Source organism: Streptococcus gallolyticus subsp. gallolyticus DSM 16831, assembly GCF_002000985.1.
Classification (GTDB): domain Bacteria; phylum Bacillota; class Bacilli; order Lactobacillales; family Streptococcaceae; genus Streptococcus; species Streptococcus gallolyticus.
In genome coordinates, this window is the sequence record NZ_CP018822.1 from 1,811,795 (window position 1) to 1,833,462 (window position 21,668).

The 21,668-nt window shown below is 38.0% G+C and carries 21 protein-coding genes; 9 read left to right on the plus strand and 12 right to left on the minus strand.

Translation table 11 applies throughout. The features are described from left to right. Positions 1-74 precede the first annotated feature (74 nt). On the minus strand, positions 75-518 hold the full coding sequence (locus tag BTR42_RS08985; protein ID WP_009854630.1) for a SprT family protein: 444 nt from the start codon (positions 516-518) through the stop codon (positions 75-77). After that, positions 505-2,637: a Tex family protein gene (locus tag BTR42_RS08990; RefSeq protein ID WP_061458268.1), complete on the minus strand. Its 2,133-nt coding sequence runs from the start codon at positions 2,635-2,637 to the stop codon at positions 505-507. The genes BTR42_RS08985 and BTR42_RS08990 overlap by 14 nt, the downstream gene beginning before the upstream one ends. 216 nt (positions 2,638-2,853) lie before the next feature. Between BTR42_RS08990 and BTR42_RS08995 the strand changes: the two genes are divergently transcribed. The 3 genes from BTR42_RS08995 to BTR42_RS09005 are packed head-to-tail and all read left to right on the plus strand — an operon-like array spanning position 2,854 to position 4,708. Then, entirely contained in the window at positions 2,854-2,988 is a 135-nt protein-coding gene (locus BTR42_RS08995; protein WP_003065749.1) for an SPJ_0845 family protein, read from the plus strand. A gap of 5 nt (positions 2,989-2,993) precedes the next feature. Further along, the gene (locus BTR42_RS09000; protein WP_003065751.1) at positions 2,994-3,896 is read left to right on the plus strand and encodes a permease; all 903 of its coding nucleotides are present in this window, start codon (positions 2,994-2,996) and stop codon (positions 3,894-3,896) included. Next, a complete protein-coding gene (locus tag BTR42_RS09005; protein WP_009854633.1) occupies positions 3,896-4,708 on the plus strand; it encodes a TIGR03943 family putative permease subunit in 813 nt (270 codons plus the stop codon). The genes BTR42_RS09000 and BTR42_RS09005 overlap by 1 nt, the downstream gene beginning before the upstream one ends. Positions 4,709-4,774: 66 nt before the next feature. On the opposite strand, the gene BTR42_RS09010 is transcribed toward BTR42_RS09005, so the two are convergent. After that, complete coding sequence (locus BTR42_RS09010; RefSeq protein ID WP_231873051.1) at positions 4,775-5,767, minus strand: zinc-binding dehydrogenase; 993 nt, start codon at positions 5,765-5,767, stop codon at positions 4,775-4,777. 106 nt (positions 5,768-5,873) lie between these two features. Between BTR42_RS09010 and BTR42_RS09015 the strand changes: the two genes are divergently transcribed. After that, complete coding sequence (locus tag BTR42_RS09015; protein ID WP_061458271.1) at positions 5,874-6,254, plus strand: MerR family transcriptional regulator; 381 nt, start codon at positions 5,874-5,876, stop codon at positions 6,252-6,254. A 37-nt stretch (positions 6,255-6,291) separates the two neighbouring features. Here BTR42_RS09015 and BTR42_RS09020 read toward each other — a convergent pair whose 3' ends face one another. The 4 genes from BTR42_RS09020 to BTR42_RS09035 are packed head-to-tail and all read right to left on the minus strand — an operon-like array spanning position 6,292 to position 9,563. Then, positions 6,292-6,462, minus strand: a complete 171-nt coding sequence (locus tag BTR42_RS09020) for a hypothetical protein (RefSeq protein WP_009854636.1) — start codon at positions 6,460-6,462, stop codon at positions 6,292-6,294. 6 nt (positions 6,463-6,468) lie between these two features. Continuing rightward, positions 6,469-7,899 (minus strand): signal recognition particle-docking protein FtsY, encoded by a 1,431-nt coding sequence (gene ftsY / locus BTR42_RS09025; RefSeq protein WP_077497387.1) that lies wholly within the window; start codon positions 7,897-7,899, stop codon positions 6,469-6,471. A gap of 48 nt (positions 7,900-7,947) precedes the next feature. Next, positions 7,948-8,766: a Cof-type HAD-IIB family hydrolase gene (locus BTR42_RS09030; protein ID WP_009854638.1), complete on the minus strand. Its 819-nt coding sequence runs from the start codon at positions 8,764-8,766 to the stop codon at positions 7,948-7,950. Continuing rightward, positions 8,766-9,563 (minus strand): Cof-type HAD-IIB family hydrolase, encoded by a 798-nt coding sequence (locus BTR42_RS09035; RefSeq protein ID WP_012962234.1) that lies wholly within the window; start codon positions 9,561-9,563, stop codon positions 8,766-8,768. Before BTR42_RS09035 ends, BTR42_RS09030 begins: the two co-directional genes overlap by 1 nt. 168 nt (positions 9,564-9,731) lie before the next feature. Here BTR42_RS09035 and BTR42_RS09040 point away from each other — a divergent pair, with 168 nt between their 5' ends. Further along, entirely contained in the window at positions 9,732-10,544 is an 813-nt protein-coding gene (locus BTR42_RS09040; protein WP_061458275.1) for a DUF6287 domain-containing protein, read from the plus strand. Positions 10,545-10,629: 85 nt separating this feature from the next. Here BTR42_RS09040 and smc read toward each other — a convergent pair whose 3' ends face one another. The 5 genes from smc to yycF all read right to left on the minus strand — a co-directional run bounded on the left by smc (position 10,630) and on the right by yycF (position 18,357). After that, positions 10,630-14,169: a chromosome segregation protein SMC gene (gene smc, locus BTR42_RS09045; RefSeq protein WP_077497389.1), complete on the minus strand. Its 3,540-nt coding sequence runs from the start codon at positions 14,167-14,169 to the stop codon at positions 10,630-10,632. Between the two features lie 130 nt (positions 14,170-14,299). Next, complete coding sequence (rnc, locus tag BTR42_RS09050) at positions 14,300-14,986, minus strand: ribonuclease III (protein WP_009854642.1); 687 nt, start codon at positions 14,984-14,986, stop codon at positions 14,300-14,302. A 505-nt stretch (positions 14,987-15,491) separates the two neighbouring features. After that, positions 15,492-16,301 carry an exodeoxyribonuclease WalJ gene (locus BTR42_RS09055; RefSeq protein ID WP_009854644.1) on the minus strand — a complete coding sequence of 270 codons (810 nt, stop codon included), beginning with the start codon at positions 16,299-16,301 and terminating at the stop codon, positions 15,492-15,494. Continuing rightward, positions 16,302-17,654, minus strand: coding sequence for a cell wall metabolism sensor histidine kinase VicK (gene vicK / locus BTR42_RS09060; RefSeq protein WP_077497391.1), 1,353 nt, complete (start codon positions 17,652-17,654; stop codon positions 16,302-16,304). Beyond that, positions 17,647-18,357 carry a response regulator YycF gene (yycF, locus tag BTR42_RS09065; protein ID WP_009854646.1) on the minus strand — a complete coding sequence of 237 codons (711 nt, stop codon included), beginning with the start codon at positions 18,355-18,357 and terminating at the stop codon, positions 17,647-17,649. Before yycF ends, vicK begins: the two co-directional genes overlap by 8 nt. Before the next feature lie 300 nt (positions 18,358-18,657). On the opposite strand from yycF, the gene BTR42_RS09070 reads away from it, so the two are divergent. From BTR42_RS09070 to BTR42_RS09085, 4 genes are read left to right on the plus strand one after another with little or no spacing between them, the layout of a single operon-like run. Beyond that, a complete protein-coding gene (locus BTR42_RS09070) occupies positions 18,658-19,422 on the plus strand; it encodes an amino acid ABC transporter ATP-binding protein (protein ID WP_009854647.1) in 765 nt (254 codons plus the stop codon). A gap of 10 nt (positions 19,423-19,432) precedes the next feature. Further along, the gene (locus tag BTR42_RS09075) at positions 19,433-20,245 is read left to right on the plus strand and encodes a transporter substrate-binding domain-containing protein (RefSeq protein WP_077497393.1); all 813 of its coding nucleotides are present in this window, start codon (positions 19,433-19,435) and stop codon (positions 20,243-20,245) included. 16 nt (positions 20,246-20,261) lie between these two features. After that, on the plus strand, positions 20,262-20,966 hold the full coding sequence (locus tag BTR42_RS09080; RefSeq protein ID WP_009854649.1) for an amino acid ABC transporter permease: 705 nt from the start codon (positions 20,262-20,264) through the stop codon (positions 20,964-20,966). Between the two features lie 11 nt (positions 20,967-20,977). Beyond that, complete coding sequence (locus tag BTR42_RS09085; RefSeq protein WP_009854650.1) at positions 20,978-21,625, plus strand: amino acid ABC transporter permease; 648 nt, start codon at positions 20,978-20,980, stop codon at positions 21,623-21,625. Positions 21,626-21,668 lie beyond the last annotated feature (43 nt).

Genomic DNA, 21,668 nt, shown 5'->3' on the forward strand with positions numbered 1-21,668 from the left:
GATTATTATACCTAATCGCCCTTAAAATAAAATCAGTCCTACGACTGATTTTATACTGAAGAAAAAATGTTTCTCTAAATTTCTTGATTTTTGATTTCTAAGAGCTTGCCGTGGCAACGTCCACAACGGTATTTTTGGGTATTGACACGACGTTTTCGGTGATAGTCTTGTCCACATTTTTGGCAACGGTATAGGTATTTTTCCGTCTTTTGGGGCATGGCTGGCGCGTAACGCAGACCATCAACTGCTTTCAATAATGCTTTAAAATCGGCATCAGCGTGCTTATAGCCTTTTCCCTCAAAATACAAATGATAATGGCAAAGCTCATGGCGAACAATTTTTCGAAAAACGTCAACACCAAATGCTTCATAAATCTTGGGATTAAAATCCAAATGCCCATCAGCTGGGAAAAAACGACCACCTGTTGTCCGCAAACGTGGATTCCAAACTGCCGTGTGGCGAAATTCTTTTCCGAAATCTTCTCGTGAGACTGTTTTGATAAAATTAGTTAAGTTCACGTAAGTCTACCAAGGAAAGATTGATTTTTCCGCGTTCCTTATCGATTTTTGAAACCCAAACCGTCACAACGTCTCCGACAGAAACCACTTGACTTGGGTGTTTGACAAAGGACTTGCTCATTTGTGAAATATGAATCAAACCGTCATCATGCAAACCAATATCAACAAATGCACCAAAATCAACGACATTGCGGACAGTTCCTTCTAATTTTTGCCCAATTTCAAGGTCTGAAATATCCAAAACATCTTGGCGGAGCACAGGTGCTTCAAAATCATCACGCAAATCACGCCCTGGTTTTAAGAGGTCAGCGATAATATCTTTAAGCGTTTCTTGCCCGATATTAATGGTTTCAGCCATCGTTTCAATTGAAACAGATTGCAGTTTTGTTTTTGCTGAATCATCTAAATCTGTGATATTTAATTCTTTCAATAAACGTTCAACGGCTTTATAAGACTCTGGGTGAACGCCTGTATTGTCAAGGATATTTTCTGCCCCTGGAATACGCAAGAAACCTGCTGCTTGTTCAAAAGCCTTAGCTCCCAGACGTGGAACTTTTTTGATTTCTTCACGCGAAGCAATTCGTCCATTTTCATCACGGTATTTGACAATATTTTCAGAAATTGTTTTATTTAATCCTGAAACGTGGGCTAATAGCGCGGGGCTTGCTGTATTGATATTAACACCAACTTGGTTAACAACGGTATCTACAACAAAATCAAGGTTTTCGGCAAGTTTTTTCTGACTAACGTCGTGCTGATATTGTCCGACACCAATTGATTTTGGATCGATTTTAACCAATTCTGCAAGTGGGTCTTGCAAACGACGCGCAATGGAAATAGCAGAGCGTTTTTCAACGGTCAAATCTGGAAACTCGTGACGTGCCAATTCAGATGCGGAATAGACAGAAGCTCCGCTTTCATTGACAATCACGTAAGAAACATCTGGAAAATCTTTCAAAACTTGTGCCACAAAGGCTTCACTTTCACGGCTAGCAGTCCCATTTCCGATAGCAATAATCTCAACACCATATGTGCGAATGAGCTCTGCTAAATCTTTTTTCGATTGCTCGATTTTAGCCTGACTAGCTGGCGGAACAGGATAGATAACTTGGGTAGTCATCAATTTTCCTGTTTGGTCAACAACAGCTAACTTAGCTCCTGTACGAAAGGCTGGGTCAAATCCTAACACCATTTTTCCTTTCAAAGGAGACACCAAAAGGAGATTGCGAAGATTTTCTGAGAACAGTTCGATTGCACCATCCTCTGCACTTTCTGTTAACTCACTGTGAACACGGCGTTCCATAGCAGGAACGATTTTTTTCTTAATCGTTCCTGCGATGACATCATCAATATAAGCATTTTTATTTTTAAAACGAGCTCCCATGAAGCGCACCATTTTATCAATGTTATGCTCGAAACCAACTTTTAAAATACCGAGTTTTTCACCACGATTAAGTGCCAAAATACGATAACCTTGGATTTTAGAAACTTTCTCTGAAAAATCATAGTAAATTTGGAAGGTTTTATTATCATCGGCAGCTTCGTCTTTAACTGTTGATATGATTGAGCTGTAAGACCAGATTTCATTGTAAACCCATGAGCGGAGCTTGTTGTCCTCCGAAAAAGCTTCAATAAGAATTTCACAAGCGCCAGCAAGTGCCTTGTCAGCTGTTTCAAACCCTTCTGTTATAAAATTCGCTGCTTCTACTTCAAGCGAAGGCTTATTTTGCAAAATTAAACGAGCTAGTGGAAATAGCCCTGCTTCTCTGGCGATAGTGGCTTTAGTACGACGTTTTTCCTTGTAAGGAAGATAAAGTTCCTCAACGTCTGCCAACTTTTCAGCGTTCTCAATAGCTTTTTTGAGTTCCGCAGTAAGCTTACCTTGTTCTTCAATTTTAGCAAGAACAGTCGCTTTACGGTCTGCTAAAGCTGTCATGCTTTTATCCAAGTCAATGATAGCTTTAATTTGTACTTCATCCAAATTACCTGTCATTTCCTTACGGTAACGAGCAATGAAAGGAATGGTATTCCCTTGTGAAGTCAAGTCTAGAACTTTGGCAATTTGGCTCTCTTTGATGTTTAAATCTTGAGCAATTTTTGTTACATTTTCATTTTCCATAGTGCTTCTATTATATCATAAATCAGCTGAATCTCAGGTTTTCACTTAGATTTTTAAATGCAATAATGAGAAATTCACGCCAATTTCTTAGGCAGATAAATGTCTAAATGACATACTATTTCGCATTAAAATAGCTAACTTGTCTGCTTAGTTTTTGTACTATTTGAGGATTGATAGTATAATAAGAGGTGATTACATATAGAAAAGAGGTGCCTTATGGCTATCACACATAAACGTCAAGATGATTTAGAGTCAATGTTTGCAAGCTTTGCAAGTATTCCTAAAATCTCTAGCGACCCTGAAAAAGAAAAGAAAGTTAAGGACAAAAAAGCTGAGAAAGCGACTGATTAATTTTTATGGAAATTTTTAATAATTTACCTGCTAGTGTCTTACAATGGTTTGCGATTTTTATTTCAATCATTATCGAGGCACTGCCTTTTGTTTTGCTAGGAACTATTCTTTCTGGCTTCATTGAGGTTTATGTTACGCCTGATTTGGTACAACGTTTTCTACCTCGAAATCGTTTTTTACGAATCCTTTTTGGAACTTTTATCGGTTTTGTCTTTCCGTCCTGCGAATGTGGTATTGTTCCCATTATCACGCGCTTTTTAGAGAAAAAAGTTCCTAGTTACACCGCTGTTCCTTTCTTGGCAACAGCTCCGATTATCAACCCAATCGTCCTTTTTGCCACCTATTCAGCCTTTGGAAATAGCTGGCGCTTCTTAGGTTTACGACTGCTTGGTGCTATTATTGTTGCTATTACGTTGGGTATCATGCTGGGATTTGTGGTTGATGAAAATATCCTCAAGGAAAATGCTAAACCAACACATTTTCATGATTATTCTGGTGAAACATGGTATCGCAAAATTTTCTTAGCTCTTGCGCACGCAATTGATGAATTTTTCGATACTGGACGTTATTTGGTTTTTGGTACCCTGGTAGCTTCAGGAATGCAAATTTACCTGCCAACACGCATTTTGACCAGAATTGGTGGTAATGCCCTTACAGCCATTTTAGTCATGATGTTACTGGCATTCATTCTTTCTCTTTGTAGTGAAGCAGATGCCTTTATCGGAGCTTCCTTGCTATCAAGTTTTGGTACAGCACCTGTTCTAGCCTTTCTTTTGATTGGACCAATGGTAGATATTAAAAACCTAATGATGATGGTAAATTCCTTTAAACCTCGCTTTATCGTTCAATTTATCACAGTATCTGTTGGGATGATTATTATTTACTGTTTACTTGTGGGGGTGATTTGATGATTCGATTTTTAATTTTAGCGGGTTACTTTGAATTAACCATGTATCTTCAAATCTCTGGGAAATTGGATCAATACATCAATACTCACTATGCTTATTTAGCCTACATTTCCATGGTTTTATCATTTCTTTTAGCGGTTATTCAACTGGTTATTTGGATGAAAAACCTGAAATTGCACAGCCATTTACATGGAAAAATAGCGAAGCTGACTAGTCCGATGATTTTGGTCATTCCAGTTTTGGTAGGACTCTTAGTTCCTACGGTAACGCTGGATTCAACGACAGTAGCTGCCAAAGGCTATAATTTCCCACTTGCTGCTGGTTCTGCTGGTACGGTTAGTGATGATGGAACAACAGTCCAATACCTGAAACCTGACACAAGTTTGTATTTTACATCTTCTGCTTACGAAAAAGAAATGCAGAAAGAACTCAAAAAATACAAAGGTTCAGGCGAACTTAAAATCACAACCGAAAATTATATGGAAGTCATGGAACTCATCTATCTCTATCCTGACGAATTTATGGGACGTGAGATTACTTATACTGGATTTGTTTATAACGAGCCTGGTCACGAAGGCTATCAATTCCTTTTCCGTTTTGGTATCATTCACTGTATTGCGGATTCTGGTGTTTATGGCTTATTGACAACTGGAAACAGTACAAGCTACGCTGATAACACTTGGATTACCGCAACAGGCACAATCAGCCTCGAATACAACCAAACCCTTGAACAAACACTCCCAGTTCTTCATATTACAGAAATGAAAGAGACTAGTGAACCCGATAATCCTTACGTTTATCGTGTCTTTTAAACACAAGCCCCCCTCCAAAACTGGAAGGGGGTTTTTGCTTGATGATTAGAAGCTTATGCTACTATGTCATGGTTCAATAATAATCGTTCCTAAAAAGTCATTCTCTTCAAGTTTACGATAAGCTTCCCAAATCTGATTTAAAGGGTAAGTTTTAGCAATAGTAGGATTAAAATCACCAAGTGCTAATTTTTCACAAATGTAAGTCACCGCTTGGCTTCTTGCCAAGTCATCCTCAACAAGTTCACTTACTGTCCACCCCTTAAGCGTTAAGCCTTTACCAAGCAAAAGTCCTGCCGAAAATTGGCACTCACTGCCACCAAGAATGCCATATTCATAAATTTTTGCTCCTACGCTAGCCACCTGAAGCAAGTCAGGCAATGTATTACCACCAATAGGATCAAAAATGAATTGAACACCTTTTCCTCCTGTAATCGTTCCAACAGCTACTTTTAAATCTTCTTCTGAGCTGATGACAATATGCTCGACTTGTTTCAAATGACGTAGTTGCGCTGCTTTACGGCGTGAGCGGGTTGTCACAATTGGAATTGCTCCTAATTCACGTGCCAAATCAATCGCCGCTTGACCAACAGCAGAAGTCCCTGCGATAATCAACACATAATCACCCGATTTTAGATTACTCTGACTATAAACAGGGTAAGCTGTTAGATATGGTACCCAAGTACTAGCAGCTGCTGTAAAATCTACATTATCTGGAATCTCAACCAGACGACTGGCTGGAACAATAATATCATCTCCCAAACTTGGATAACGTTCAAAATCATATGGTCCCACAGGCATAACTCGCTTACCAAGCCACTTTTCATCAACCGCTTTTCCAATAGCAGTCACAATCCCAGCAGCCTCATATCCAAGAGAGCTAATTTCATGAATAGCTTCTCCTGGCAAACGCAATCCCTTGATGTAGTTTAGCTGGTCGCCAGTAATTCGACTCGCTTTGACAGTCATTCTCACTTCATTTGAGGCTAATTCACGAAGTTCAACCTCATCCAACTGTAACTGGTCAATCCCTTGACCGTGAACACGAACTAATGTTGCCATAAAAGTTTCTCCTTTACTTTTGTAGTCTTTTTTTGATACCATGATTATAGACCCCTCGGGTAACCCGAAGTCAACTATTTACTATTATTTTTTAGAGGATTTCATTATGTCATATACAATTAAAGAAACTAGCAAACGAACTGGGCTAACCTTACACACTATTCGCCACTACTGTGACCTTGACTTAATCCCAAGTTTACAACGTGATGAGAATAACAACCGTATTTTTGATGAAGCTTCTATTCATTGGTTGTACGCCATAAAATTTCTTAGACAAAGTCAAATGTCTCTCAAAGAAATTCGCCAATTTTTTGAAAAATACCAATATGACCCAACTAAATCTAGCGACCGTAAAAAGTTGTTACAAAAAGCCATTCAAGTTTCTGACGAAAAATTACAACAAACCATTCAAGAACATGACCGATTAAAACATGAGTTGGAAGCTTACCTTGACAATGTTGATTGTGAAAAAAATAAAGAAATCTGAGGCAAAGCTCAGATTTCTATTCTTGACTATGAAATAGTTAGCTAGTATGTTTATAAGCATAAACTAGTCGTCCAATGTTTATGAGTGACACGAATGCCCAAATAAGCATGATAACCCAGTTTGCCTCAAAGGCATAAATGGCTGTTAAAACAAGGGTAGATGACGTTAAGAGAATTGTTGATAAATGTGCTTTGACAAATTCTAACATTAGCTTTTAAACAATCCCTTCTAGGAGACCACGCATAAAGTCTTCAGAATCAAATTCACCGATGTCATCAATTTTTTCACCAAATCCAATAAATTTGACAGGAATATCAAGTTCTTGACGAATGGCAAGAACAACACCACCTTTAGCCGTTCCGTCAATTTTAGTTAGGATAAGCCCAGTTAACGGTGTAATTTTTGAGAATTCTTTAGCTTGGCTAAGCGCATTTTGACCTGTTGAAGCATCAAGCGCAAGGAGTGTTTCATGCGGTGCATCTGGCACGACACGCTTAATGATACGACCAATTTTTTCAAGCTCTGCCATTAAATTATCTTTATTTTGCAGACGTCCTGCTGTATCAATGAGAAGAATATCAACATTTTCAGCGACAGCTTTTTCCATACCGTCAAAAACAACAGAAGCTGGGTCAGCTTTTTCTGGTCCTGTTACAACTGGCACACCGACACGACGTCCCCATTCAACAAGCTGCGCAACCGCACCAGCGCGGAATGTATCAGCAGCAACAAGCATAACTTTCTTGCCTTCGTTTTTATATTTGTAGGCTAATTTACCGATTGACGTCGTTTTTCCGACACCATTAACCCCAACAAAAAGCATAACGGTTAAATCATCTTGGAAATTAATTTTTTCGTTGAAAACACCGTCTTTTTCGTAAATATCAACTAATTTTTCAATGATAACACGTTTTAAATCATCAGCTCTCTTAGCATTTTCAAGTTTGGCTTCATAACGCAAATCTTCTGTTAATTGTGTTGCGACATTCACTCCAACGTCTGAAAGAATGAGCATTTCTTCTAGTTCCTCGAAGAATTCTTCATCAACACGACGGAAATTAGCCAAGAAGGCGTTCAAACGTGCACTGAAACCAGTACGGGTCTTTTTCAGACTGCGATTGTATTTTTCTTCTTCGGTTTCGGTTGCTTCTTGCACAACTACTTCTTTTGGTTCAGTTTCTTGACGTGTTTCGACAGCTTCAAAAGTAACTGTCTCACCACGGTCAATAGCCTCTTGAGCAGCTGCTTTTTTCGCATAATAATCAGCCATGACATCTGAAAAATGTTGGTCTGTTTCAGCCTCATTAGTTACTGCGGTTGCTTCTGAAATTTCTTCAGTTTGGTTAGCTGTATTTTCAACCACAGTTTCGCTATTTTCAGACTGAACAAGCGTTTCTGTTTCAACAAATTCAGCTTCGCCATTGACATTAACAACGTCTTGAACTTCTGGAGTTTCTTCCACAGTATCGTTGACGATTTCTGCTTGTTCTGAAACCTCAACAGTTTCTTTTACTGTATCAGAAGAGGCTCTAGTTTGTTCTGATGTTTCGACAACCTCTTGAAGTGTTTCTTCTTGGCTTTGGCTGTCAACCGTCTCCTCAACTTCTTTTTTCTTATTTCCAAATAAACGGTCAAATAATCCCATACTAAGTACCAAAATCGATAAGATTACCTTATCCACTTTTCCTTTCTACTACGCATTTAAAATGTATTTTTCAACAGCTTCTGCAACACCTGATTCGTCATTGGTACGTGTTGTTACCGCATTAGCTGTTTCTTTCGCAATAGCAACACCATTTGCCATTGCGACACCTAAACCAGCCCATTTAAGCATTGAGAGGTCGTTTTCTTCATCTCCCATAGCCATAACATTTTCAGGGAGTAAGTTCAAATGCTGAATCAACTGATTTAAACCTGCTGCTTTATGGACGCCTTTAGGCATCATTTCCAATATAATATCACGTGATTTGAAAATTTCAAACTCATTGTATAATTCTTTCGGAAATTGCAAAATCTGCTTGTCCAAAAATTCGGGATTTGTCACGCTAACGACTTTGTTATAAATAATATTTTCAGGAATATCATCAAAAGAAGTTAGTTCTACAAATTTAAGTTTGGGGTTGGCTTGTGGGTAAAGGGACTGATTGCCTTGACTGGCAAGACTATAAACAATTCCGTCACTAAGCACATCAAATGGAAGAGCAAGCGGTTCAAGCGTGCTGTGTAAACGTTTGAGCTGCGCACGTGTTAGCTCACTTTTATCTAAAATATCGCCATTTGTCTTTTGAACCAAACCACCATTGAAAGTGATGATATAGTCCTCATCAGAAATCAAATCTAGCTCTTCAAGCAAACCGCTAATCGCCTTTAGAGGACGTCCAGTCGTAATAACAACTTTAATTCCCTTATCACGTGCTGCTCGCAAAGCTTTTTTATTTTCTGGTGAAACAACCTTTTGGCTGTTAAAAAGTGTACCGTCTAAATCCAAGGCTAATAATTTAATATCCGCCATTACTCTACCAATCCTTCCATGTAAGCCATGACAGACTCCTCATCACAATGCCCGATGATTTCATTTGAGATGTCTTTGATTTCTTGTCGAGCATTTTCTGTCGCAATTGCAGTCCCAGCAAAATCAAGCATTTCAAAATCGTTAAGATTGTCGCCAAACGCCACAATTTCTGATTTATCCATGTTAAAGGTTTGACAAAGTGCTTCTAGTCCTGTTCGTTTATTAACGTCACGGATAACAATATCGACGGATTTAAAGCCTGTCGTCACCGCTTGCGCGTAACTAATACGTTCATTAAACCATGCTTCGCCTTGACGAACAGTATCTTCTGAAAAGTTTGCAGTGACTTTTAAAATATTATCTTCAACCTGCGCCAAATCAGCCACACGTTGAACATTTTCATAATAATTGCTAATAAAATTCAGGTAATCATCACTAGCTTTTGGATGTAAATAAGCCCCACTTTCACCTGATAAAAGGAAATCATAACCTAACATATATGGGCTTTCAAGAAGGGTATCAATAACCTCCAAATATTGTTTTTTACTCAAACCAGATTCAAAAACAATGTCTTTACCAACTTTTACCAAAGTCCCATTTTCCGCAATAAATGCCATTTTATCAGCATGCTCAGCAAACATTTTTTCCAAAGCCATAAGTGAACGTCCGCTCGCTGCGACAAATAGCATATTATTTTTTTCAAATTTTTCTAGAATATCATGGAGACGCTTACTATCAAAATAGCCATTACTTGTTAAAAACGTACCATCCATATCTGTTGCAACTAATTTTACCATTATTATACTCCTAAAGAATTACATAATTCTATTTTAGCAAAAAACACAGCAATTTTCTTGCTAATAACACATTCTTTTCAATCTTCTAAATAAAGCTGAAATTTTTTCCAGTTTTTAAAATTCTTTTTCGAATATATATAGTGAAATAAAAAATAAAAGGGGATTACAATGAAAAAAAGAACATCATACTTCCTAGTGTCTGGTTTGGTACTGCTTGCGGTTGGTGGCGGTGTCATTACTCTAAAACACCATTCAAATCACAACCACACTTCTACGGTTTCTAGCCAACATCATCACGCTCAGAAAAAACTTTCAAAATCAACAAACTCTTCAACAAAAACACAGAACCACGTTGCTAGCAAACGCGCGGATTTGCTGAAAGCACCTACTGAAAAACAAGTCACAGAGCAACTGATAAAAGACGGAGAAAATCTTATTAGCACCCGTCAAGTCAGTCAACAGACTAGTCAATTTGATTTCAATGCGCTAGCGCAATCAGATTTCTCAAGTCTTGCTGGCACATGGATGGACGCTAATGGTTACACTTTTGAATTTTCACCACAAGGTATTATTGACGACAAATTAATCTTGTCTGCTCTCGTTTATGATGAAAACGGTGAAGCTATTTCTAACGTTTATACTGAAAGTGGAGGTGGTTTCATTTTACATTATTACGCTGCTGGTAGCCAAATTCCTAGCTGGCATTTTAGCATAACAGAGACTGACCCGTCTGATTACGGTCGTGACCGCCTATTTGCAACACAAGGTAGCCGTTTTGATTATGAATCAACTAATCAATTTGTCAGCAATGTCTTTTACAAAGTTTCAGAGCAATACAGCCAGAACACACAAACCGAATCTGACACAGCAGAACTCTCAGATAATCAAGAAGAAAGTGATGACACACTCACAACTTCTTCATCAGACAACCAAGCTGACGAAACAACAGAATCACAAACAGAAACTGCGGTAACAAACTAAAACTTTTGAATACAACAAAACCCCCCAACTGATTCTAGTTGGGAGGTTGTTCGTTATTCTTGCTAAAGCTTAGGAGTGGATTTTATCATTCCACTAGATTTTCGGCTTCTTTTAATTTAACAGAAACGATACGAGAAATACCTGATTCTTGCATGGTTACTCCGTAAATGCTATCAGCGGCAGCCATTGTTCCCTTACGGTGAGTAACGACGATGAACTGACTTGATTTGTCAAAGCGATTGAGGTAGTCTCCAAAACGTTTCACATTAGCTTCGTCAAGCGCAGCTTCCACTTCGTCCAAAATGACGAATGGAATGGTTTTGACGCGGATAATGGCAAATAGCAGAGCTAAAGCCGAGAGGGCTTTTTCCCCACCGGACATGAGGTTAAGTGATTGGATTTTCTTCCCTGGCGGTTGCACGGAAATCTCAACCCCAGCTGTTAACAAGTCTCCTTCTGTTAGTGATAAATCAGCTGAACCACCACCAAACATTTGAGTAAAGGTTTGCTTAAATGAATCACGAATAGCATTGAAAGTCACTTGGAAACGTGTTTTCACTTCATCATCCATGTCATTAATCGTATCAAGCAAAAGATTCTTAGAATGAACCAAGTCCTCTTTTTGGGCGTTAAGGAATGTCAAACGCTCGTTCACTTCATCGTATTGTGAAATGGCGTCTAAGTTAATTGGACCCAATGCCTTGATACGACGGCGCAATTCTTGTAAACGTTGACGTGCACTTTCCATATTATCAATTGGTTGACTAGCTTCCTTGGCTTCGTCCAAAGTCAAGTGATAATCTTCTGTCAAATCATGTGAGAAGGTACGCAAGCGGTCAGAAACTTGATTGATTTGAGCTTCTAATTGCGCTTGCTGACGAATCAATTCCTCATTTTTCTGATTTTCTTTTGCAACTTGTTCTTCAAGTTCTTCTAAATTAGCTTCGCAATCTTCCAATTCAAAACGGAGGCTAACTAAGCATTCTTCTTCACTGGCTTTTCTAGTAACAGCCTCATCATGCTGTTTTTGCAAGGTTGGCAAACTTTCAGTCTGATTATCGCTAGCATGGTAAGCTAACAAATCCTCGCATTTTGCAATTTCAGCTTTATTTTCAGCTAAACTAACTTCTAAGCGTGTTTTGTTAGCCGATTCAAATTTGCGCTCACTCAACAACTCACGTTCAGCTAATTTTGCTTGTGACACTTGTTGACGCAAAGCTTCAACTTTTTGCGTAATAGTATTTTTGTTTTCTTTAATTTGCTCAATTTCAACTGTTAAAGCTTGTTTACGCGCAGCTATTTCTGCTAATTCTGCTTCAAGTGTTGTTTTTTGTGATTCCAAATCATGTGAACCACCATCTGTTTCTGATTCTTGCAGGCGTTCGCAAAGCTGGTTAATGTCGTTCAAGCGTTCAGCCAATTGTTGGTATTCAAGCTCTGCTTTTTGTTCAGCAAAACGCGCTTCCTCTCCTTGCGCTTTGAGACTAGCTAAAGTTTCCTTATTAACTCTCAAAGCATCTTGGAGTTCTTGCACACGTTTTTCTTGTTTGATTTGCTGAGTTTGCAAGTCTTGTAATTCAGCCACAAGATTATCTAGTTCAGGTTTGATAAATGTGGTATTATTTTGACGATTTGCCCCACCTGAGAAAGAACCACCAGGGCGAATTTCTGTACCATCAAGTGTTACAATACGCACTTGATAACGAAGCGCACGCGCAGCTTTATTAGCATTGTCAACCGTGTCAAAAACCGCAGTTACCCCAAGAAGATTTTGGAAGATATTTTCCAAACGATTATCAAATGAAACCAAATCGCTTGCAACACCAAGAAAACCTTGACTTGAAGCCAAAATCGAATGATTTTGTTGCGATAAGTGACGTGGTTTTATAGTCGTTAAAGGCAAGAATGTCGCACGTCCTTGACGATTTTTCTTTAGAAAGGCAATCGAACGTTTAGCCGCTCCCTCATCTTCGACAATAACGTGCTGGCTTGACCCACCAAGTGCAATCTCAAGAGCAGTCTGATAATCTCGCTCAAATGTCAAATGCTCACTAACCGCACCAATAATACCACCTAGCTGACTTGAAGCCTGTAGAACCGACTTAACCCCAGCATAGAAATTGCTGTGATTTTTAAGAATAGATTCCAGACTAGCCTTGCGAGCCTCTTTTGATTTGATAACATCCAATTGGTCAAACATTTTAGTTTGCTCTAGTTGGTAATCTTTTTCGGCTTGAACAGTTTGCACGTGTAACGTTTGATAGTCATCAAGCAAGACTTTGACTTTTTCACGAGCTGCTTCAAAGTTTTCTAAAGCTTCTTTTGCCGTTAATTTTACTTCTGCTAGCGTTTCTTGTGTCTGCGCCAATTCTTCTGATTTTGATTCTGACAATTGTTTTTGATTGTCAATATCAGCAATCGTTGCTGTCAATTTATTCGATAAATCAGCTTCTTTTTGCATTAACCCAACAAACTCTTCACGAAGTTTTTCGATAACTTGGTCTGGGTCGGTTGAAAAACGGTCTAATTCAGCCTGCAATGCTTGAATATCAGCTGTCGTCTGGGCTAATTTGGCATCTAATTGTGAGAGTTGCTGCTCTTTTTGTGCCAATTCTTCTGTTAATCTCGCTTGATTTTCCTTCAAATCAGCCAATTGCGAGCTTGCAGCTTGTTTTTTCTCTTCTTTTTGACTTGATTCTAAGGCAATCAAATCCATTTGGCGCTCAAGGTCAGAAATTGCTCTGGTAATATCAAGCAATCCTTCTTGTCTTCTTGATATTTCTTCAGACAGTTGATGACGTTTTTCTTTCAAGTTTTGATTTTGTCTTTCAAATTGCTGGCGCTGTTCATAATAAGCTGTCAACTCAGCTTTAATAGCTGTTAAAGACTGATTTAATTCTGCTAAACGCCCCTTATCCGCCTGAATATCTTCAACCAGAATATTCAAATGAAGTTGCTTACGCTCATCTTCCAAGCCAAGAAATTCTTTAGCCACTTGTGCTTGACGCTCCAATGGCTTCACTTGTGTTTCCAACTCATAGATAATATCGTCCAGACGGTCCAAATTATCCTGTGTTTGATTAAGCTTGGTTTGGGTTTCTTTCTTACGTGTCTTGTATTTTAAAACACCTGCGGCTTCTTCAAAAATAGCACGACGTTCCTCAGGTTTACTGTTGAAAATTTCTTCGACACGCCCTTGTGAAATCACAGAAAACGAATCACGTCCCAAGCCTGTATCCATAAATAAATCATGAATATCACGCAAGCGCACCTTACGTCCGTCAATCAAATACTCGCTGTCGCCATTACGATAAATATGACGTTCTACACGAATCGTTTCTTTGGCGTCTTTAATAAAGCCATCAGAGTTATCCAAGGTCACAATAACCTGTGCATAGTTTAATGGCTTACGATTCTCAGTTCCTGCAAAAATAACATCTGGCATCTTGCCACCACGCAAATTTTTGGCAGAAGATTCACCGAGCGCCCAACGCAAACTTTCTGTAATATTGGACTTACCAGAGCCATTAGGACCTACAACAGCTGTAACTCCCTTATCAAATTCAATGGTTGTCTTGTCTGCAAAGGACTTAAAGCCCTGCATTTCGATTTCTTTTAAATACATAAAATAAGAGATAAAAAGGCAAATTACCTTCCTGAAAAGAAGCTATTTAACTAGCCTTCTTTTCCTAGGTTTATCACATATCGCCTAGGACAGGTTGGACATTTGCCTCATCAATTTCCTTTCAAATGTCTTATTGAAGCAAGGCTAGAGCATTTTTAGCAGCATCTTGCTCAGCCAATTTCTTAGATCTTCCGATTCCTTGACTTTTGGCTTCATCATTAACGTACACAGTCACTTCAAAGACTTTAGCGTGTGCCGGTCCTGATTCGTTTGAAACACGATAATCAATCGTCACATCACCGTGACCTTGTAACAACTCTTGAAGTGTTGTTTTGTAATCTTTCACGCGCTCAAAATTACCTTTTTCAACTTGTGGAATCATCACCTGGTTTAAGAATTTATTGACGGCTTCAACACCTTGATCCATCAACAAAGCTCCAAGAAATGCCTCAAATAAGTCACCTAAAATCGTATCACGATTACGACCACCAGATTTTTCTTCACCATTTCCTAATTTGATAAATTCATCAAATCCACAGTAACGTGAAAAACCTGCTAAAGACTCTTCACGTACAATGACGGAACGCATTTTTGACAAGTCTCCCTCTGGTTTTTTCGGATACTTTTTAAACAGATATTGCGAAATCAAAAGTTGAAGAACCGCGTCTCCTAAAAATTCCAAGCGTTCATTGTGTGAAATGTTTAGGAGGCGATGTTCATTAGCATAAGAAGTGTGGGTAAAAGCTGTTTCTAGCAAAGTTTTATCTTCAAAAACAATTCCGAAATCTCGCTGAAGTTTTGTATCTAAAGCTTGCATGATAAATCTCCCTTCAAAAAATAGTCTATATCCTTATCTTATTAAAACGTTTCTTTTCAATCATTCATTGAGTGATTAAAACGCTTTTTCTACCATAGACTATTTTATTATACCAGAAAAGTCATAAAAAAGGGAATTTCTCCAAAAAATCCCCTTAATTTCTTTCTATTTAATGCAATTTATTTTGGTCTTGAATTTATAGTGTAAATACACAATAAAAACTGTCCAACGGACAGTTAGAATGTAATCAAACTTACTATATAACCAAAAATAAGTTACAAATAATTATTACCTTTGTTCAATTTTAGAACTCTTTGCAAGCTTTGCTCCCAACAAAACGATACTTCCCGCCGTGGTGAAAGTGGCTGAATCATCAATAAAAACAGCCACACGGAAGTTTTGAGATTTCAAGCTCAAAACTTAGGCATAGAATTCCTTGGATTCCTTCGACAGTCCACACCACCTAAGGGAAGTGTCAAAAAAACAATTTCACAAACCTAAACTTTTATAACTCTGTTAATGGTGTTGCTTCGTCTGGTGAGGTATCAAAGACTTTCATGTCATAACCAACCCCAAAGTCAGCTTGAATAAGATTATTTTCCATGGTCATGTGAGCCAATTCTTTGATATTGTTTTCTTTACTCAAATGTCCAAGGTAAATTTTCTTCGTGCGATTTCCAATCGTTCGAATCATTGTCCCAGCACCATCTTCGTTTGACAAGTGTCCTTTATCAGATAGGATACGTTGTTTCAAACTCCACGGATAAGAGCCTGAACGTAAAATCTCAACGTCATGATTCGATTCAATCAAGTAACCGTCAGCATTTTCAATAATCCCTGCCATGCGATCACTAACATAACCTGTATCTGTTAAGACAACAAACGATTTATTATCTTTCATCAAACGGTAAAATTGTGGCTCAACGGCATCGTGGCTAACACCAAAACTTTCAATATCAATGTCACCAAGTGTCAATGTTTTCCCACGTTCAAAAATATGTTTTTGAGCTAAATCAAGCTTTCCAATCATATTTCGCTCATCAATCATTTGCCACGTTTTTTCATTCGCATAAACATCAAGATTATAACGACGTGCTAACACCCCAACCCCTTTGATATGGTCAGAATGTTCGTGTGTAATAAAAATAGCATCTAAGTCTTCTGGTTTGCGGTCAATTTCAGCAAGAAGACTGGTAATTTTCTTACCAGTCAAACCCGCATCAATCAAAAAACGTTTTTGTGGTGTTTCCACATAAAAAGAATTTCCAGTTGAACCGGAGGCTAAAATACTATATTTAAAAGCATTTTCAGACATCTACTCTTCTTCATCCTCCCATTCATCATAAATTTCAGAATCTTTTTCGTAAGGAAGTACAATCGTAAAGGTCGACCCTTTTCCGTAAGTACTTTGTGCCCAAATAAAACCTTTATGTTGTTTGACAATTTCTTTTGCGATAGCTAAGCCAAGTCCTGAACCACCTTGGGCACGACTTCGAGCCTTATCCACACGATAGAAACGGTCGAAAATCAATGGCAAATCTTTCTTAGGAATACCAAGCCCTTCATCAGAGATTGAGATAATCAACTGTGTTTCCGTCGTTTTCATGCTAACTGTGATTTTTCCACCATCTGGTGAATATTTGATAGCATTATTAAGGATATTATCCAAAACCTGCGTCATCTTATCAGGGTCAATTTCAAGCCAGATTGATTTAATAGGATAATCCCTGACAATCTCATACTGTTTTCCGCTGATTGTATGTTGGCTTTTAATTTGATCAAAACGGTTAAGAATTGATGTCATAAATGCTGTGAAATTTGTCATTTCCACTTCCAATTGAACCGTCTGATTATCAATACGCGATAAATTAAGCAAGTCTGAAATCATACGAATCATGCGGTTTGTTTCATCTAAAGATACTTTGATAAAACTTGGCGCAATGTCTTCTTTGAGCGCTCCTTCATCTAAAGCTTCCAGATAAGATTTTACAGATGTTAATGGTGTTCGCAATTCATGACTAACGTTAGAAACGAAAAGACGACGCTCACGGTCTTCTTTTTCTTGTTCGGTTGTGTCATGCAAAACAACAATCAACCCTGAAATAAAGCCACTATCACGACGATTTAGAGCAAAGCGAATACGTAAAGTGATAAATTCACCTGTTTCGTCACGACGGTTCAAGACAATTTCAGGTGTTTTTGACACCAAATCATGATAACTATAAGTGCTATCAGAACCCAAAATATCAACAATATTCATCTGCAAAGCTTCTTCACGCTCTAAATTGAGTTGTTGTTGCGCGGTCTGATTAATCATTGTGATATTTCCAGCACGGTCAGTCGCCAAGACACCGTCTGTCATATAAGATAAGATACTCGCCAAACGATTCTTTTCTTGTGCCAAATTTTCCTGCGCTAAACGAAAGACTGTTGACAAATCATTTAATTGGTCAGCTAACTCAGCTAAGTCTCTATCTTTTTCAATAATAATATCTTCTGTGTATTTTCCTGTGATAAGCTCTCGCACTTTACCACTCAAACGTCGAATATTAACAGAAGTTCGATAATCTCTTATCGCTAAATAAACAAAATAAACTGCGACAAATGCTAAAAGAAAGAGAATGGCTTGTTCAAAATAAGTTAAATTTTGTAACATTGTATCATTCATATGACTTCATGTAGTACCCAACACCACGACGTGTCAAAATATATTCTGGACGGCTTGGTGTGTCTTCGATTTTTTCACGTAAACGACGAATCGTTACGTCAACCGTACGCACATCACCAAAATAATCATAGCCCCAAACGGTTTCCAAAAGATATTCACGGGTCATGACTTGTCCCATATGTGTTGCCAAATGATGTAGCAATTCAAACTCACGGTGTGTCAATTCGATATCTTCACCACGTTTTTGTGCCACAAAGGCATCTGGTAAAATTTTCAAGTCGCCAATTGTGATTTCTGAATTTGAAGCAGAAGCATTTTCTTCAGCAACTGCTGTTTCAATATTTTCTGTACGACGAAGGTGCGCTTTAACACGCGCCAACAATTCACGATTTGAAAATGGTTTGGTTACATAGTCATCTGCACCAATTTCAAGTCCGATAACTTTATCAAACTCGCTATCCTTAGCAGACAACATAATGATTGGAATATGACTTGTCTTGCGAACTTCTTTAGCCACTTCAAGTCCGTCCAATTCTGGCAACATCAAATCCAAGATAATCAAATCTGGATCTTCTTCCTCAAACTTTGTAATAGCTTCACGACCATCAAAAGCCGTTACGGTTTCATAACCTTCTTTAGTTAAATTAAATTTAATAATATCCGAAATTGGTTTTTCATCATCAACGATAAGAATTTTTTTCATATGTCACCTCTTTATTCTTCGTAAGTTATTAAAAAATTCTCAAACAACGATTTCATGTTTAGTCACCAAAATGACTTCTACCCTAAATTATATCAAAATTCGACTTTAATTGGAAACATTGGGCGTTTTTGACATCATAAAGTAACATTTGAAACAAATTATTATTTTTAACCCTTTATTTGTTGAAATTTTCTGAATATATTTGACAATTGGTACCCCTTATGTTAATATAAACTAACTTATAATGTCAGATGTAAGATTATCTGACAAAGAAATCTTATCTTTGAAAAGGAGACAAGTGTGGCACTAATTGAATTTAAAAATGTCGAAAAATACTACGGGGAATATCATGCCCTTAGAAATATTAACTTAGAAATTGAAAAAGGTCAGGTTGTTGTACTTCTAGGTCCTTCAGGGTCTGGTAAATCAACACTTATCCGTACAATGAATGCCCTTGAATCTATTGACACAGGGAGCTTAAAAGTAAACGAACATGAGGTTGCTTCTGCAACAGCTAAAGACCTTGTGCAACTTCGCAAAGAAGTTGGCATGGTATTCCAACATTTTAACTTATATCCGCATAAGACGGTGTTAGAAAATGTGACTTTGGCACCAATTAAGGTTCTTGGTAAATCAAAACAAGAAGCTGAAGCTATCGCTGAGCAATACTTGACTTATGTTAACATGTGGGATCGTAAAGATTCATTCCCAGGAATGCTTTCTGGTGGACAAAAACAACGTGTGGCAATTGCTCGTGGTTTGGCAATGCAACCAGAGTTATTGCTTTTTGATGAGCCTACTTCTGCTCTTGACCCTGAAACAATCGGTGATGTTCTTGCTGTTATGCAAAATCTTGCCAAAGAAGGAATGAACATGGTCGTTGTCACGCACGAAATGGGATTTGCCCGTGAAGTTGCTGACCGCATTATTTTTATGGCTGAAGGAGAAATTTTGGTAGATACTACTGATGTCCAAGGTTTCTTTGACAACCCAACTGAACCACGTGCTAAACAATTCTTGAGCAAAGTCATTAATCACACAAGTGACACTGTCTCTCAGAAATAAGGAGATGCTTATGAAGAAAAAACTAGGTTTAGCCATTTTAGCCAGTCTGTCACTTATTTTATTGACACTTTTTGCTGGCAAAATAACATTTGCAGATAGCGTATCTGAACAAGTCAAGAAAATTCAAGACGCTGGCGTTTTAAAAGTCGGTGTTAAACAAGACGTTCCAAACTTTGGTTATTATTCAGCCGAAACTGGAAAATACGAAGGTATGGAAGTTGATTTAGCTAAAAAAATCGCTAAAAAATTAGGGGTTAAAGTTTCATTTACAGCAGTTACTGCTCAAACACGTGAAGCACTTTTAGATAATGGGCAAATTGACATCTTGATCGCAACTTATACCATTACTGAAGAACGTCAGGCTTCTTATGCGATTTCTGACCCTTATTATTATGATGAGATTGGTTTCTTGGTTAATAAATCAAAAGGTTATGATAGTATTGCTGATTTGGACGGCTTGACAATCGGTGTTGCCCAAGGTTCAACAACTAAATCAGCTATTGAAGAATATGGTGAAGCACACAATCTAAGCTTTAATTTTGTTCAACTCGGTTCATATCCAGAATTAGCCATTTCACTTTATGCTAATCGTATCAGTGCTTTCTCTGTTGATAAATCTATCTTGACTGGTTATGTCAGCAAGAAAACAGAAATCATTGACGAAGGGTTCAACACCCAAGAATACGGTATCGCGGCAACAAAATCTAATCAGTCTGTGATTGATTACATCAATGACTTACTTGCTGATTGGAAAGCTGATGGTAGTTTGCAAAAACTTTATGACAAATACGATTTAACGCCTGCAACGGCTGACGATAATTAAGAGAGGAGAGATTGACATGTTTTTATTAACCGAAGCTGCAAGTCCATTTGCCCTCTCACGTTGGGCAGATTTCTTTGCCAATTTTGGTGAATTTGCAAAAGGCTTCTTATATACGTTGGGAATGTCTATTTGCGCCTTGATTTTAGCCTTTGTTTTAGGGGTTATCTTTGGTGCTATGTCATCATCTAAGAATAGAGTTCTAAAAGCAATTGCCCGTGTTTATGTCGAAGTTTTCCAGAATACACCTCTTCTAGTGCAATTCGTTTTCGTTTATTACGGTCTTGCCATTATGACTAACGGTGTTATCATGATTTCAACATTCTTCACAGCTGTTCTTTGCGTTGGGATTTACCACGGTGCTTATATCGCTGAAGTTATTCGTTCGGGGATTGAAGCTGTGCCAAAGGGGCAAACAGAAGCTGCTCTTTCACAAGGATTCACTTATAGTCAAACCATGAGTTTAATTATCCTGCCACAAGCGGTGCGTACAATCTTGCCACCACTCACTAACCAAGTGGTTAACTTGATTAAAAATACATCAACGGTCGCTATCATCTCAGGAGCAGATATCATGTTTACAGCGAAAGCTTGGGCATATGAAACAACTAATTATGTTCCTGCCTTTGCTGGTGCAGCACTTCTTTACTTCATTATGTGTTTCCCTCTTGCAACATGGGCACGTCGTAAAGAAGAAGAAAACAAGAAATCATATTCACTTTAGGAGGAGAATAAATGTCAGTATTAACACCTACCAACATTAGCTTTATCCTCCAAGGATTGTGGCTAACGATTTATATTTCATTTATTTCAATTGTACTATCAACACTTATCGGAACAGTGCTTGCTGTCATGCGTAACGGAAAAAATCCGATTTTTCGTTGGATTTCAAGTATTTATATTGAATTTGTCCGCAATGTTCCAAACTTGCTTTGGATTTTCATTATTTTCCTTGTCTTTCAAATGAAATCAACGCCAGCAGGAATTACTGCCTTCACTGTCTTTACTTCTGCTGCTCTTGCTGAAATCATTCGTGGAGGGTTAAATGGTGTTGATGATGGGCAAACAGAAGCTGGTCTAGCACAAGGGATGACAAATTTCCAGATTTTCATTTACATTATTTTTCCACAAGCATTCCGTAAAATGCTGCCAGCTATCATTTCACAATTCGTAACAGTTATCAAAGATACGTCATTGCTATATTCAGTTATCGCTATTCAAGAATTATTTGGTAAAAGCCAAATCTTGATGGGACGTTACTTTGAAGCAGACCAAGTTTTTACACTATATGCTTTGATTGCTGCCATTTACTTTGTGATTAACTTTACCATTTCAACAATTTCACGCCGATTGGCTAAAAAATGGGAAAAAGCTGCCGAATAATAAATCAAACAAAAATCCCTTGCTCACATTGAGTAAGGGATTT

Excerpts from the sequence above, each read along its gene's own strand:
- smc (WP_077497389.1), bottom strand. The coding sequence starts at position 14,169 with ATGTATTTAAAAGAAATCGAAATGCAGGGCTTTAAGTCCTTTGCAGAC.
- BTR42_RS09005 (WP_009854633.1), top strand. The coding sequence starts at position 3,896 with ATGATTCGATTTTTAATTTTAGCGGGTTACTTTGAATTAACCATGTAT.
- BTR42_RS09015 (WP_061458271.1), top strand. The coding sequence starts at position 5,874 with ATGTCATATACAATTAAAGAAACTAGCAAACGAACTGGGCTAACCTTA.
- yycF (WP_009854646.1), bottom strand. The coding sequence starts at position 18,357 with ATGAAAAAAATTCTTATCGTTGATGATGAAAAACCAATTTCGGATATT.
- BTR42_RS09040 (WP_061458275.1), top strand. The coding sequence starts at position 9,732 with ATGAAAAAAAGAACATCATACTTCCTAGTGTCTGGTTTGGTACTGCTT.
- BTR42_RS09020 (WP_009854636.1), bottom strand. The coding sequence starts at position 6,462 with ATGTTAGAATTTGTCAAAGCACATTTATCAACAATTCTCTTAACGTCA.
- BTR42_RS09055 (WP_009854644.1), bottom strand. The coding sequence starts at position 16,301 with ATGTCTGAAAATGCTTTTAAATATAGTATTTTAGCCTCCGGTTCAACT.
- BTR42_RS08995 (WP_003065749.1), top strand. The coding sequence starts at position 2,854 with ATGGCTATCACACATAAACGTCAAGATGATTTAGAGTCAATGTTTGCA.
- BTR42_RS09080 (WP_009854649.1), top strand. The coding sequence starts at position 20,262 with ATGTTTTTATTAACCGAAGCTGCAAGTCCATTTGCCCTCTCACGTTGG.
- ftsY (WP_077497387.1), bottom strand. The coding sequence starts at position 7,899 with ATGGGATTATTTGACCGTTTATTTGGAAATAAGAAAAAAGAAGTTGAG.
- BTR42_RS09000 (WP_003065751.1), top strand. The coding sequence starts at position 2,994 with ATGGAAATTTTTAATAATTTACCTGCTAGTGTCTTACAATGGTTTGCG.
- BTR42_RS09035 (WP_012962234.1), bottom strand. The coding sequence starts at position 9,563 with ATGGTAAAATTAGTTGCAACAGATATGGATGGTACGTTTTTAACAAGT.
- vicK (WP_077497391.1), bottom strand. The coding sequence starts at position 17,654 with ATGAATGATACAATGTTACAAAATTTAACTTATTTTGAACAAGCCATT.
- BTR42_RS08990 (WP_061458268.1), bottom strand. The coding sequence starts at position 2,637 with ATGGAAAATGAAAATGTAACAAAAATTGCTCAAGATTTAAACATCAAA.
- rnc (WP_009854642.1), bottom strand. The coding sequence starts at position 14,986 with ATGCAAGCTTTAGATACAAAACTTCAGCGAGATTTCGGAATTGTTTTT.
- BTR42_RS09010 (WP_231873051.1), bottom strand. The coding sequence starts at position 5,767 with ATGGCAACATTAGTTCGTGTTCACGGTCAAGGGATTGACCAGTTACAG.
- BTR42_RS09085 (WP_009854650.1), top strand. The coding sequence starts at position 20,978 with ATGTCAGTATTAACACCTACCAACATTAGCTTTATCCTCCAAGGATTG.
- BTR42_RS09030 (WP_009854638.1), bottom strand. The coding sequence starts at position 8,766 with ATGGCGGATATTAAATTATTAGCCTTGGATTTAGACGGTACACTTTTT.
- BTR42_RS09075 (WP_077497393.1), top strand. The coding sequence starts at position 19,433 with ATGAAGAAAAAACTAGGTTTAGCCATTTTAGCCAGTCTGTCACTTATT.